Origin of the sequence: Pikeienuella sp., from assembly GCF_046290545.1 — a bacterium.
Lineage (GTDB): Bacteria > Pseudomonadota > Alphaproteobacteria > Rhodobacterales > Rhodobacteraceae > Pikeienuella.
The window spans coordinates 63,701-76,172 of the sequence record NZ_JBKAGV010000002.1 but is presented as its reverse complement, the minus strand read 5'-3'; the positions used below and the strand labels follow the sequence as shown (position 1 = coordinate 76,172).

11 protein-coding genes are annotated in these 12,472 nt (G+C 70.3%); 8 read left to right on the top strand and 3 right to left on the bottom strand.

Annotation, left to right across the window (positions count from 1 at the left end):
• On the top strand, positions 1-2,189 hold a 2,189-nt coding region (locus ACE37J_RS00755; protein ID WP_409705493.1), incomplete at its 5' end, for an ExeM/NucH family extracellular endonuclease.
• Here ACE37J_RS00755 and ACE37J_RS00750 read toward each other — a convergent pair.
• Complete coding sequence (locus tag ACE37J_RS00750) at positions 2,161-2,301, bottom strand: hypothetical protein (RefSeq protein WP_409705490.1); 141 nt, start codon at positions 2,299-2,301, stop codon at positions 2,161-2,163. The two genes, ACE37J_RS00755 and ACE37J_RS00750, sit on opposite strands and share 29 nt — an antisense overlap.
• A gap of 76 nt (positions 2,302-2,377) precedes the next feature.
• Positions 2,378-2,932, bottom strand: a complete 555-nt coding sequence (locus tag ACE37J_RS00745; protein WP_409705487.1) for a TetR family transcriptional regulator — start codon at positions 2,930-2,932, stop codon at positions 2,378-2,380.
• Between the two features lie 62 nt (positions 2,933-2,994).
• Here ACE37J_RS00745 and ACE37J_RS00740 point away from each other — a divergent pair, with 62 nt between their 5' ends.
• Genes ACE37J_RS00740 through ACE37J_RS00725 form a run of 4 tightly spaced genes read left to right on the top strand, consistent with a single transcriptional unit; the run spans position 2,995 to position 8,251 of the window.
• Positions 2,995-4,230: a cytochrome P450 gene (locus ACE37J_RS00740; protein ID WP_409705484.1), complete on the top strand. Its 1,236-nt coding sequence runs from the start codon at positions 2,995-2,997 to the stop codon at positions 4,228-4,230.
• On the top strand, positions 4,227-5,408 hold the full coding sequence (locus ACE37J_RS00735) for a thiolase family protein (protein WP_409705481.1): 1,182 nt from the start codon (positions 4,227-4,229) through the stop codon (positions 5,406-5,408). Before ACE37J_RS00740 ends, ACE37J_RS00735 begins: the two co-directional genes overlap by 4 nt.
• Complete coding sequence (locus ACE37J_RS00730; protein WP_409705478.1) at positions 5,405-6,997, top strand: AMP-binding protein; 1,593 nt, start codon at positions 5,405-5,407, stop codon at positions 6,995-6,997. Before ACE37J_RS00735 ends, ACE37J_RS00730 begins: the two co-directional genes overlap by 4 nt.
• Before the next feature lie 3 nt (positions 6,998-7,000).
• The gene (locus ACE37J_RS00725; RefSeq protein ID WP_409705475.1) at positions 7,001-8,251 is read left to right on the top strand and encodes a thiolase family protein; all 1,251 of its coding nucleotides are present in this window, start codon (positions 7,001-7,003) and stop codon (positions 8,249-8,251) included.
• A gap of 152 nt (positions 8,252-8,403) precedes the next feature.
• Here the strand turns inward: ACE37J_RS00725 and ACE37J_RS00720 are convergent, their stop codons facing one another.
• Complete coding sequence (locus ACE37J_RS00720) at positions 8,404-9,201, bottom strand: enoyl-CoA hydratase/isomerase family protein (RefSeq protein WP_409705473.1); 798 nt, start codon at positions 9,199-9,201, stop codon at positions 8,404-8,406.
• 163 nt (positions 9,202-9,364) lie between these two features.
• Between ACE37J_RS00720 and ACE37J_RS00715 the strand changes: the two genes are divergently transcribed.
• Genes ACE37J_RS00715 through ACE37J_RS00705 form a run of 3 tightly spaced genes read left to right on the top strand, consistent with a single transcriptional unit; the run spans position 9,365 to position 12,472 of the window.
• The gene (locus tag ACE37J_RS00715; RefSeq protein ID WP_409705470.1) at positions 9,365-11,041 is read left to right on the top strand and encodes a class I adenylate-forming enzyme family protein; all 1,677 of its coding nucleotides are present in this window, start codon (positions 9,365-9,367) and stop codon (positions 11,039-11,041) included.
• The gene (locus ACE37J_RS00710; protein WP_409705467.1) at positions 11,038-11,688 is read left to right on the top strand and encodes an HAD-IA family hydrolase; all 651 of its coding nucleotides are present in this window, start codon (positions 11,038-11,040) and stop codon (positions 11,686-11,688) included. The genes ACE37J_RS00715 and ACE37J_RS00710 overlap by 4 nt, the downstream gene beginning before the upstream one ends.
• 10 nt (positions 11,689-11,698) lie before the next feature.
• Entirely contained in the window at positions 11,699-12,472 is a 774-nt protein-coding gene (locus ACE37J_RS00705; protein WP_409705464.1) for an SDR family NAD(P)-dependent oxidoreductase, read from the top strand.

The window sequence follows — 12,472 nt, the reverse complement described above, 5'->3', positions numbered from 1 at the left end:
CTCTCATCAGCGCGATCCAGGGCTCGTCCGCCGGGGTCACCCAGGTGGGCGTGGACGACCGTGCGGCGCTTGAGGGCCAGATCGTCATCATCGAGGCGATCGTGACGGCGGACTTTCAGGGCTCCATGGGCCTCAACGGCTTCTTCGTTCAGGAGGAGGACGCGGACCAGGACGGGGACGCCTCCACCTCGGAAGGCATTTTCATCTTCGACGGGGCGCTCGACGGGCTCGACGTGAACGTGGGCGACCTCGTGCGGGTCACCGGAACGGTGCAGGAGTTCTTCGGCCAGACGCAGATCGGCGCCTCCGCCATCGAGATCATCGCCAGCAACCAGACGCTGCCGACGAGCACGACCGTCACGCTCGGCTCCACGGGCGCGATCCTCGACGCCGCGGGCGGCTTCGTGGCGAACCTCGAAGCTTTCGAGGGCATGCTCGTCACCTTCGAGAACGCGCTGACCGTGACCGAGATGTTCAATCTCGACCGGTTCGGCGAGTATCGCGTCTCCTCCGACGGGCGGCCCGAGCAGTTCACGCAGAGCAATGCGCCGAGCGTGGAGGGCTTCGCGGCCCATCTCGCGGACGTCGCGGCGCGGACGGTGGTGCTGGATGACGGGTCGGGCGTGCAGAACCCGCTCGCCCTCGAGATCATCGACGGGAACAACGGCGTGCTCGACGCGGAGGACAGCTTCCGCATGGGCGACCAGCTGGGGGACGTGACCGGCGTCGTCGCCTATGGCTTCAACGAGTTCCGGCTCAACGACGCGACGGGGACCTACGAGCAGGCCAACCCGCGGCCGGAGACGCCGGAGGATGTGGGCGGCAACTTCAAGGTCGCCTCGCTCAACGTGCTCAACTACTTCACCACGATCGACACCGGCGTGGCGAATTCAGGTCCGAACGATACGCTCGGGGCCCGCGGCGCGGACAGCGTGGAGGAGTTCGAGCGGCAGGCGGCGAAGACGGTGCAGGCGATCATCGAGATCGACGCGGACGTGCTCGGCCTCGTCGAGCTGGAGAATGACGACGACATCGCCATCGCGGACCTTGTCGCCCGGGTGAACGCCGCGCTCGGCGCCGAGGTCTATGACTTCATCGCCACCGGCGATGTGGGGACGGACGCGATCACGACCGGGATCATCTACAAGACCGCCTCGGTCGAGCCGCTCGGCGGCGTCGCGGTCCTGACCGAGTTCGACGGCGAGAGCTTCGTCGACCCGCTCGGCGCCGGCTCTCCGCAGAACCGGCCGGCGGTGGCGCAGACCTTCACCCATCTCGCCAGCGGCGAGACGATGACGGTCGCCGTCAACCACCTGAAGTCGAAAGGCTCTTCCACCGGCGCGCCGGAGGATGCGGACCAGCTCGACGGGCAGGGCGCCTCCAACGCCACGCGCACGGCGGCGGCGGAGATCCTCGCCGACTGGCTTGCCTCCGACCCGACCGGGACGGGCGCGGTCAACCAGCTGATCCTCGGCGATCTCAACGCCTATGCCGAGGAGGACCCGATCAGGGCGCTGGAGGCGGCGGGCTTCACGGACATCGCCGGCGCCCTTCTCGGGGATGACGCCTACAGCTTCGTCTTCGACGGGCAGATCGGCACGCTGGACTACATCCTCGCCAACGGCCCGGCCTTCGAGAAGGTCTCCGGCGCGACGGAGTGGCACATCAACGCCGACGAGGCGGACGCGATCGACTACAACCTCGACTTCGGGCGTGACCCGGCGCTCTTCAACGGGGAGACGGCGGCGCGGAATTCGGACCACGATCCGGTGATCGTCGGCTTCGACCTCCAGCCGGTGGACGACCGGCCGTTCATCTTCGGGACCGAGGGGAGCGACCGGCTGGTCGCGGGCCCGGAAGGGGCGATCATCGACGGCGGGGCGGGGCGCGACGTTTATGTCGGCGGAGCCGGGGCGGACACGTTCATCCTCAGCGACGGCGACGGGGACCAGTTCCGCCGGTTCGACGCCTCGACGGACAAGCTCGACATCTCGGCATGGGGCGCGGAGAGCTTCGACGAACTGGTGATCTTCGACAGGCCCGGCGGGCCGGACAACCGCGGGCTCCTCATCACGATCCTCCACGAGGAGTCCCGCAACACCGCCTATCACTTCGAGTTCGGCGACCGGCTCTCCGCCGCGGACTTCACGGCGGAGAACTTCATCTTCGCCGACCCGCTCGCCGCGTGACCGGGCCGGAGCCGGCGCGCTGCGCCGGCTCCGCGCCGAAGAGCCGGTCGAGGAGCCGCTCGATCAGGGCGGCGAAGGGCAGGTCTGCGTCGGGGGAGCGAGCTTCGGGCATGGTCGTCTCCGGAGGGGTGCATTGCTGCCGGGGACGGTCGCTAGTGGACTATACCTTACAAAAAGACTCGGAATAGTCAAGCCGCCCCCTCGCGGAGGAGGCGGACGAACGCCGCCGCGATCTCCTCCGGCGCGGCGCCGCCCTCCCGCCGCCAGACCGGGGCCCAGTTCATCGCGCCCATGAGCATCAGGCGCGCGAGGCCCGGCGGCCCGGCGGGCGCGGGGTCCAGCGCGGCGAATAGGGCGCGGAAGCGTTCGTCATAGCCTTCCCGCGCGGCGAGAACGCGCGCGGCCCCCTCGGGCGAGAGCGCCCCGACATCGGGGCTGACGATGGCCACGCGGCGGCCAAGGGCGAGGAGCTCGGAGAGATGGGCGGCGGCGGCGGCCTCCAGCCGCGCCCAGGGCGCCTCGACGCCTTCGAGCGACCGGTCGAGCGCCGCGTGGAAGGCGGCGACCGCCGCCTCGTGCACTTCGAGGAAGAGTGCCTCCTTCGACGGGAAGTGGTAGTAGAGCGAGCCCGGAAGCATCCCCACGGCCTCCGCAATGTCCCGCATCGAGACGCCGGCATAGCCGCGCCGGCCGATCAGCTCCGCCGCGGCGGCGAGCGCCGCCTCCCTCCGGTTCTCCGCCATGCTTGCCTCCCGTCGCCGCGCCTGTATATTTGCGCCAAACGATCGTTTGGCAAAGGGCGAAGATGAGCGCGGCGCCTGTCTATGACCCGTCCGACCCCGAGGTGGCGGCGAACCCGCACCCGATCCTCGCGCGGTTGCGGGCGGAGGACCCGGCGCACTGGTCGCCTGCGCTGAAGTCATGGGTCTTCACGCGACATGAGGATGTGCGGGCGCTCCTGCTCGGGGATGCGCTCTCCGTCGGCAAGCTTGCGAGTTTCTACAAGGCGCTCCCGCCGCGGGAGGCGGAGCTCTTGCGCGACATCGTCCATTATCTCGGCCTCTGGCTCGCCTTCCAGGACCCGCCGGACCATACGCGGATGCGGCGGATCATGCGCCACGCCTTTCAGGGGCCGGCCATCGCGGCCATCGAATCCGGCGTCGCGCCGGTGGTCGATCATGTGCTGGACCGGATCGACGGGCGCGGGCGGATCGACTTCGTGGCGGAGTATGCGCTTCAGGTGCCCGCCTTCGTCATCATGGACCTCCTCGGCGTCGAGCGGGGGATGCTCGACGAGTTCAAGCGCTGGTCCGACGATCTCGCCGTCTTCATCTCGGGCGCGCGGCGGGCGGACGACAAGTATGAGCGCGCGGCGCGCGGCTGCAAGGAAATGTCCGGCTATTTCAAGGACCTGATCGCGGAGCGGCGGGCGCGGCCGCGCAACGACTTCCTCGGGGACCTGATCGCGGCGCGGGACGAGGGCGACTCGCTTTCGGAGGATGAGCTCATCGCCTCCTGCATCCTCATTCTCTTCGCCGGGCACGAGACGACGACGAACCTGATCGGCTGCGCCGCGCATGCGCTGCTGATGCATCCCGGCGCGCTGGCGCGGTTCCGCGCCGAGCCGGCGCTCACGGCCTCGGCCATCGAGGAGGTGATGCGGTGGGACGGGCCCTCCAACTGCCTCGTCCGCGTCGTCGCGCGGGAGCATGAGCTGCACGGAAAGCGGCTGCGCGAGGGCGAGCGCGTCTTCGTCTCCATCGCGGGCGCGAACCGTGACCCGGCCGTGTTCGCGGAGCCGGATAGGTTCAAAATTGAACGGAATCCCCGCGGGCATCTGACCTTCGGGCAGGGCATCCATGCCTGCATCGGCGCCTCGCTGGCGCGGGAGGAGGGGCGGGTCGCGGTGCGGCGGTTCTTCGACCGGTTCCCGAACGCCGCGCTCCCCGAGGGCGGGGCGGTGGAGTGGATCGACGCGATGGTGCCGCGGGGGCTCCGCCGGCTCGACATTGTGGGAATTGGGGGGGAGGGGATCGGATGACGGAGGTCTGCTTCGCGGCCGGGCGGCGCACCGCGCTCGGTGATTTCGGCGGCTCGCTGAAGGAGACGCCGCTGACCGACATGGCGGCGCACGCCGCGCGCGCCTGCATCGACGCCTCCGGCATTGCGCCGGAGCGGTTCGACCACATGGTCTTCACGACCACCGTGCCGACCGACCGGGACACGCTCTTCGCCGCGCGGGTCGTCGGGATCAAGTCCGGCATCCCGGAGGAGGCCGGCGCGCTCGACGTGGTGCGGGCCTGCGGTTCGGGCCTGCAGGCGATCCTTTCGGCGGGCCAGCAGGTGGAGAGCGGGCACAGCCGCATCGCGCTTGCCGGCGGGGCGGAATGCTATTCGCGCGTTCCCCATGCGGTGGCGGGGGCGCGCTGGGGCCTCGGGCGGGGGCCGAAGCCGCTGGAGGATGTGCTGGACTGGGCCTATCGCTGCCCGTTCAGCCTGGAATACATGGGCGAGACGGCGGAAAACCTTGCCGAGGAATTCCAGCACGGACGCGAGGCGATGGACGAATGGGCGGCGATGAGCCAGGCCCGGGCGCTGGCCGCCATCGAGAGCGGCTTCCTCGCGCCGATGATCGCGCCGATCGAGGTGAAGGCGGGGCGGGAGACGCGGAGCTTCGCGGTGGACGAGAGCCCGCGGCGGGACGCGACGCCGGAAAAGCTCGCCCGGCTCCGCCCGGCCTTCCGCGAGGGCGGCAAGGTGACGGCGGGCAACGCCTCCGGCGTGACGGACGGGGCGGGCTTCGTCGTCGTCGGATCGCGGGAGGCGCTGGAGGCGGAGGGCTGCGCGCCCGATGCGCGGATAGTCGACTGGCATGTCGTCGGCGTGCCGCCGCGGATCATGGGCCACGGGCCGGTGCCGGCGATCCGCGGGCTGCTGGAGAAGACCGGCCTCCGCATCTCGGACATCGACTATTTCGAGATCAACGAAGCCTTCGCGGTGGTGAACATTCATACGGAGCGGGAGCTTGGCGTGCCGCGTGACATTCACAATCTCTACGGCGGGGGCATCTCCGTCGGCCATCCGCCGGGATTGACCGGGGTGCGAATGGCCATGACCGCCGCATGGCATCTGAAGGAGACGGGCGGGCGGCGGGCGGTGCTCTCCATGTGCCTCGGCGCGGGGCAGGGCATGGCGGTGCTGATCGAGCGGGCGGGATGACGCCTGAGGAGATCGCCGCCAGGTCGGAGACGATCTTCGACGCGTTCCGTCTGACCGCGGCGGCGAATCCCGGGAAGCCGTTCCTCATCGTTCCGGGGCGGGAGGGCCGCGCCTATGCGGCGGAGGGGGTGACGCTGACCTATGGCGCGGCGCTGTCGGAGGTTGAGCGCCGGGCCTCGCTCTTCGCGGCGAAGGGCTACGGGCCGGGCCATCGGGTCGCGCTGGCGCTGGAGAACCGGCCGGAGCACGTTCTGACGCAACTGGCGCTCTATGCGGTCGGCGCGAGCCAGGTTCCGGTCAACCCGGATTATCGCGAGCATGAACTCGCCTATCTCGCGGAGCATTCCGAAGCCTGCCTCGCCATCGGCCTGCCGCACAATCTTGCGCGCCTCGCGCCGCTCCTTCCCGCCGTGCTGGAGGTTGAGGACATTCCGCCCGCGCCCGCTCCGGCGAAACCCGGCTCCGGGCGAGCGACAGAGGCCGCGGTGATCTACACTTCGGGGACGACGGGGCGGCCCAAGGGCTGCCTGATCGACCACGAATATCATTTCGCCGTCGGGCTCTGGTATGCGGGGCTCGGCCATGCGCTGACGCTGCGGATCGGCGAGGAGCGGCTTTATGTGCCGCTGCCGGTCTTCCACGTGAATGCGGGGATCAACACGCTTTCCGCCGTGATCCTTACCGCGAACGCCCTGATCATGCCTGACCGGTTCCACCCCGACGCGTTCTGGCGCGAGGTGGCGGAGACGGGGGCGACCGGGCTCCACTATCTCGGCGCGATTCCGCCGATCCTGATGAAGCGCTCGCCGGAACCTGCAGAGAAGGGCCACCGGCTTCGCTTCGGGCTCGGCGCGGGGCTCGACCCGGCGCTCCACGCGGCGTTCGAGGCGCGGTTCGGCCTGCCGATGGTCGAGGTCTGGGGCATGTCGGAGACGGGGCGCTTCCTCGCCGACCATGAGGAGCCGCGGCGGATCAGGACGCGGGCCTTCGGGCGGCCGCGCGCGCCGCTCGAAGCCATCGTGGCGGACGAGGCGGGGCGGGAGGTTCCGCGCGGGGAGGCGGGCGAATTGCTGGTGCGGGCGGCGGGGCCGGACCTTCGGCACGGCTTCTTCCGCGGCTATCTGAAGGACGAGGCGGCGACGGAGGAAGCGTGGCGCGGCGGCTGGCTCCATACCGGCGACGTCGTCTTTCAGGAGCCGGACGGGATGCTGCATTTCGTCGAGCGGCGGAAGAACATCATCCGCCGCTCGGGCGAGAACGTCTCCGCCGCCGAGGTGGAGGATGCGCTGATCGGCTCCGGCCTCGTCCGCGGCGTCGCGGTGATCGGCGTGCCGGACGAGGTGAGGGACGAGGAGATCATGGCCTGCGTGATCCCGGAAGGGCCGCGGGACGAGGCGGCGGCGCGGGCGATCTTCGCCCATGCGCGGGAGCGGCTGGCCTATCACAAGGCGCCGGGCTGGCTCGCCTTCGTCGACGCGCTGCCGCGGACGGGGACGGAGAAGGTCCGGAAGGGACTCATCTTCCCCGAGGGCGCGGATCCGCGCGATTTCGCCTATGATCTCCGCGCGCTGAAGAAACGGGAGGGCTGAGCCATGCGGGATGTCTATGTCGTCGGGACTTCGTGCACCGCCTTCGGCAAGCGGCCGGGGGACAGCTTCCGCGATCTCGCGCGGGAGGCCTATCTCGACGCGATCGGGGACGCGGCGATCGACGGCTCCGAGATCGAACAGGCCTGGTTCGGCAATTGCGGCATGGGCGCCTGGGGCCAGGCTTCGATCCGCGGGCAGGTCGCCTTCACGCCGCTGGTGCGGGAGGGGCTCTTTCCGGAGCGGGTTCCGATGATCAACGTGGAAGGGGGCTGCGCGACCGCCTCCATGGCGTTCCACGGCGCCTTCAAGGACATCGCGAGCGGGGAGGCGGAGCTTTCCCTCGCCATCGGGGTCGAGAAGACGCATTCGGACGACAAGACGCTGACGCAGGCCATTTTCGACGGCGGCATCGACCAGATGAACCCCGAGGAATGGCATGAATACTATGCCCGCCGGGGCGAGGAGGCGGGCAAGCCCTTCGACGCCAAGGCGGGCGGCGGCACGATCTTCATGGACACCTACGCCATGCAGGCGGCCTGGCACATGAAGCGCTGGGGCACCACGCAGGCGCAGATCGCCGCCGGCGCCTCGAAGAACCATCATCACGGCTCGCTCAACCCGAAGGCGCAGTACCGGTTCGAGGTCTCGGTGGAGCAGGCGCTGGCCGACCGGGAGATTTCCTATCCCCTCACCCGTTCGATGTGCGCGCCGATCGGGGACGGCGCGGCGGCGGCGCTGCTCTGTTCGGCGGACTGGCTGGCGGGCCAGCCCGAGGCGGTGCGGGACCGGGCGGTGAAGGTCCGCGCCTCCGTGCTGACGGGCGGCAAGTATCGCGACCCGTCTGAGCCCGGCCTTTCACGGCTGGCGGGGGAAAAGGCCTTCCGCCGCGCCTGGCTCGGGCGCGGGGACGTGGACGTGGTGGAGGTGCATGACGCGACGAGCTTCTGCGAGATCTACCAGCTCGAAATGCTGGGCTTCGCGGAGGACGGGCAGGGGGGGCCGCTCGTCGCCTCGGGCGAGACGGCTCTGGGTGGGCGGATGCCCGTGAACCTCTCGGGCGGGCTTGTCTCCAAAGGTCACCCGGTCGGCGCGACAGGGCTCTCGATGATCCATGAACTGGCGCTGCAGCTTCGCGGCGAGGCGGGGGCGCGGCAGGCGCAGGGCGCGCGGATCGGGCTGGCGGAGAATGGCGGCGGGGTGATCGGCTTCGACGAGGCGGCGTGCTCGGTGATCATTCTGGAGGGGCGCGGCTGAAGGGGGCGTTGGCTTGGGAGGCGTCTGAGGGCGCGGCTGCTCCCTCAGATCGCCTCGTCCAGCGTGATGCGAGTCGGGGGCGGCCTCAAGGACAAGCCCCCGTGCCGGGGGTCGCTGCGCGATCCTTGACCCCGCCCCCGACTCGCGGGCGCTCAGGCCGGTTCGTCCTCGATCCCGCGGCGCCCTTCGGCCCATTCGCCCATGAGGCGGAAGGCGTCGTCCGAGACCATGAGGTCGCAGAAGAGCGCGCGCTCCGCGCCCGGCCTGTCCTCAGGCAGGCCGCGGACGAGGCGCTTGATATGGGCGAGGGCGCGCGGCGGCTTGCCGGCGAGGCGACGGGCGAGGATGCGCGCCTCCGCCTCGGCGTCTCCGGCGAGGATGGCGAGGCCGGCGGCGGCGAGTTCCTCGGGGGAGAGCGTGCGGCCGAGGAGGGTCATCTCCAGCGCCTTCGCCTCCCCGGCGAGGCGCGGCAGGCGGATCGTGCCGCCGGCGCCGGGAAGGAGGCCGAGGTTGATCTCCGGCAGCCCGAAGCGATGGGGGCCGGGGGAGACGATGCGGAGGTCGCAGGCGAGGGCGAGTTCGAACCCGCCGCCCATCGCCGTCCCGTTCAGCGCGGCGAGCCAGACGACGCGGCCCTCCTCCATCCGCCTCATCGCCTCATGGATGGGCGATTCCTTCACCGGCCGGGCCTCCGAGAAGGCCATGCCGCGGGCGCGCATCACGGCGGCGCGGGCGTGGAGCGTGGCTACGTCGTAATGACGGATGAAGACGCCGGGGCCGGCCCCGGCGAGGATGCAGGCGCGGAGCGCGCCGTCTTCCTCCACGGCCTTCACCGCGTCGAGAAGCGCAGCCTCCATCGCGTCGTCCATGCAGCCGCCGGGGCCGCCGGAAAACCGGATGGTCGCGACGGCGCCGTCGCGGCTGAGATCGGCCCGGACTGATCCGTTCATCTTCTTGTCCTCCCGCCGGCCACGAGGGCGCGGGGCGGCGGCGCTGTCAACCGTGGGGTGACGCTGCGGCAGGCGGAGCCCGGCGCTTGACCCGGGCGGGGGCGCTTCTTAGCGTCGCCGCCAGAGGCGCGGGGAACGCGCCCCGCTGGGAGCGAGACGCGCGATGCCGATGAGTCTGGACGAAGCCTCGGCCCACATGGCCGCCACGGAGCCCCGTTTCGCGCTGGGGACGGCGACGATCCGGGGCGAGGCGCTGCCCGTCTTCGTCAATGCCCCGCAGAATCTCCGCGCACTTCAGGCCTGGGGCGCGACGGTGCGGCCGGCGGATGCGGATTTCATCGTCTTCGAGGATGAGCGGCTCAGCTATTCCGCATGGACGGCGGAGACGGCGCGGCTCGCCGCGGGGCTCGTTTCGCTCGGCGTGAAGCCGGGGGAGCGGGTGGCGGTCGCCATGCGCAATTATCCGGAATACCTCACGCTCATGCTCGCGATCTCCGGAATCGGGGCGGTCGCGGTGCTCATCAACGCGTGGTGGACGACGGAGGAACTCGACTACGCCTTTTCCGATTCCGGGGCGAAGCTTGTCTTCGCGGACGGGCCGCGGGCGGAGCGCATCCTGCCCTTCGCGGCGGAGAAGGGCCTGCGGATCATCCTCCTGCGGGACGGGGCGCCGGCCGGTCTCGAACGCTATGAGAGCGTCCTCACCGCGCCGGGCGCGGCGATGCCGGAGCCCGGGATCGACCCGGATTCCGACTTCGCGGTGATGTATTCCTCCGGCACGACGGGCCATCCGAAGGGTGTGGCGCTCACGCATCGCGGGGCGTGCCAGGCGGTATGGTCCTGGTATTTCACGCTTTCGCTCGGGCCGCTGATGGTCGAGGAGGTTCCGGCGCCGAAGCCGCAGGCGGTCCTCTGCGCGACGCCGCTCTTTCATGTCACGGCCACCCACCCGATCTTCCTCCTCTCGATCCCGCTCGCCGCCAAGTTCGTGATGATGCGGAAATGGGACGGGGAGGAGGCGGTGCGGGTGATCGAGCGCGAGAGCGTCACGCGCTTCCTCGGCGTGCCCACGATGTCCGCCGATCTCGCGGAGGCGGCGAAGCGGATGGGCCGCACGCTGCCGACGCTCACGAGCCTCGGCGCCGGGGGCGCGAAGCGGCCGGGCGCACAGGTGGCGCAGCAGCAGGAAGCATTCCCGCACGCCGCCGTCGCCTCCGGCTGGGGCATGACGGAGACGAATGCGCTCGGCATCGGCATCCAGGGCGTCGATTATGTGGCGCGGCCCGAGGCGGCGGGGCGGCTCTATCCGCCGATCCAGAAGCTGAAGATCGCGGACGATCAGGGCCGCGCCCTGCCGCCCGACACGCTCGGGGAGATCTGCGTGAAGTCGGCGACGCTGATGCGCTGCTATCTCAACAAGCCGGAGGCGACGGCGGAGGCGATCCGCGACGGCTGGCTCCATACCGGCGATCTCGGGATGGTGGACCGGGAAGGCTACGTCACCATCCTCGACCGCAAGAAGAACATCATCATCCGGGGCGGGGAGAACATTTCCTGCCTCGAAGTCGAGGGAGCGCTGCACCGCCACCCGTCCGTGTTCGAGGCGGCGGTCTTCCCGATCCCGGACGAGCGGCTGGGCGAGGGTGTCGGCGCGGCGATCCAGGTCACGGGGCCGGTGACGGAGGCGGAGCTTTCGGCCTTCCTCGCGGGCCATCTCGCGTCGTTCAAGCATCCCGTCCGCTACTGGATGCAGAGGGAGCCGCTGCTGCGCGGGGCGACGGACAAGATCGACCGCCGGGCGATCCGCGCCGCCTGCCTTGCGGAAAGGGTCGGCGCGTGAAGCTCCGCGCCGTGATTTTCGACATGGGCGGGGTCTTCACGGAGAGCCCCGTCTCCGCCTTCGCGCGATACGAGCGGGCGAACGGGCTGCCGGAGCGGTTCATCGGCGGCGTCGTGAAGGCGCGGCTGAATGACGGCGCCTTCTCCCGCTTCGAGCGGGCGGAAATCTCGCTCGACGAGTTCGACGAAGCCTTCGCGGCGGAGAGCCGGGCGCTGGGCCATGAGGTGACGGGGCGGACGCTGCTTTCGATGATGAAGCTCGACTTCCGGCCCGACATGGTGAGCGCGCTGGACCGGATCGCGGATGCCGGGTTCCTGACGGGGTGCATCACCAACAACATGCCGGGCGGCGGCGCCGAGGAATGGGCGCGGGACGAGGCCGGGCGACGCACGGCCGAGGCGCTGATGGCCAAGTTCGATCATGTGATCGAGAGCGCGAAGGCCGGCGTGCGGAAGCCCGAGCTGCGCATCTACGAGATGATGTGCGAGGCGCTTTCCGTCGCCCCCGCCGAATGCTGCTTCGTGGACGATCTCGGCGTGAACCTGAAGCCCGCGGCGGCGATGGGGATGCGCGTCATCCGCGTCGCCTTCGAAGACCATCGCCCGGCGCTCGCGGAACTCGCCGCGATGACCGGGCTCGACCTCTGAAGGAGAGACAATGACCGGAATGTTCGACCTGACGGGCAAGGTCGCCCTCGTCACCGGCTCCTCGCGCGGGATCGGGCGGGCGATGGCGGAAGGATTGGCGATGGAGGGCGCGCGGGTCGTCATCTCCTCCCGCAAGGCCGACGCCTGCGAGAAGACTGCGGCCGACATCAACGCGATGGTCGGGGCGGAGCGGGCCTTCGCCATCCCCGGCAATGCCGGGCGGCGGGAGGAGGTGGAGGCGCTCGTCTCCGCCACGCAGGCGAAGCTCGGGCCGATCGACATCCTCGTCGGCAACGCCGCCGTGAACCCGCATTTCGGGAGCATGGACAGCCTGACCGACGAAGCCTTCGACAAGATCATGTCGACGAACGTGCGCTCCAACCTCCATCTCGCGAAGCTTTGCGCGCCGGACATGATCGCCAAGGGGGAGGGTTCGATGATCTTCACCTCCTCCATCGGCGCCTTCAAGCCGAGCCTCGAGATCGGGGCCTACAACATCTCCAAGCTCGCGCTTCTCGGCCTCGTGCGGAACCTCGCGGCGGAGTACGGGCCGAAGGGCATTCGCGCCAACGCCGTCTGCCCGGGCCTGATCCGAACCGAATTCGCCCGCGCGCTCTACGAGAATCCGGAGCGGGAGGCGGCGGCGGTGCGCGCGATCCCGCTCGGGCGGCTCGGGGAGCCGGAAGACTTTCGCGGCGTCGCCGCTTTCCTCGCCAGCGGCGCCAGCCGCTACATGACCGGTCAGGCCGTCACGCTCTGCGGCGGCTCCAACATGTGGGCCTGA

Coding starts and splice junctions, on each gene's coding strand:
- ACE37J_RS00750 (WP_409705490.1), bottom strand. CDS start 2,301: ATGCCCGAAGCTCGCTCCCCCGACGCAGACCTGCCCTTCGCCGCCCTG.
- ACE37J_RS00745 (WP_409705487.1), bottom strand. CDS start 2,932: ATGGCGGAGAACCGGAGGGAGGCGGCGCTCGCCGCCGCGGCGGAGCTG.
- ACE37J_RS00740 (WP_409705484.1), top strand. CDS start 2,995: ATGAGCGCGGCGCCTGTCTATGACCCGTCCGACCCCGAGGTGGCGGCG.
- ACE37J_RS00735 (WP_409705481.1), top strand. CDS start 4,227: ATGACGGAGGTCTGCTTCGCGGCCGGGCGGCGCACCGCGCTCGGTGAT.
- ACE37J_RS00730 (WP_409705478.1), top strand. CDS start 5,405: ATGACGCCTGAGGAGATCGCCGCCAGGTCGGAGACGATCTTCGACGCG.
- ACE37J_RS00725 (WP_409705475.1), top strand. CDS start 7,001: ATGCGGGATGTCTATGTCGTCGGGACTTCGTGCACCGCCTTCGGCAAG.
- ACE37J_RS00720 (WP_409705473.1), bottom strand. CDS start 9,201: ATGAACGGATCAGTCCGGGCCGATCTCAGCCGCGACGGCGCCGTCGCG.
- ACE37J_RS00715 (WP_409705470.1), top strand. CDS start 9,365: ATGCCGATGAGTCTGGACGAAGCCTCGGCCCACATGGCCGCCACGGAG.
- ACE37J_RS00705 (WP_409705464.1), top strand. CDS start 11,699: ATGACCGGAATGTTCGACCTGACGGGCAAGGTCGCCCTCGTCACCGGC.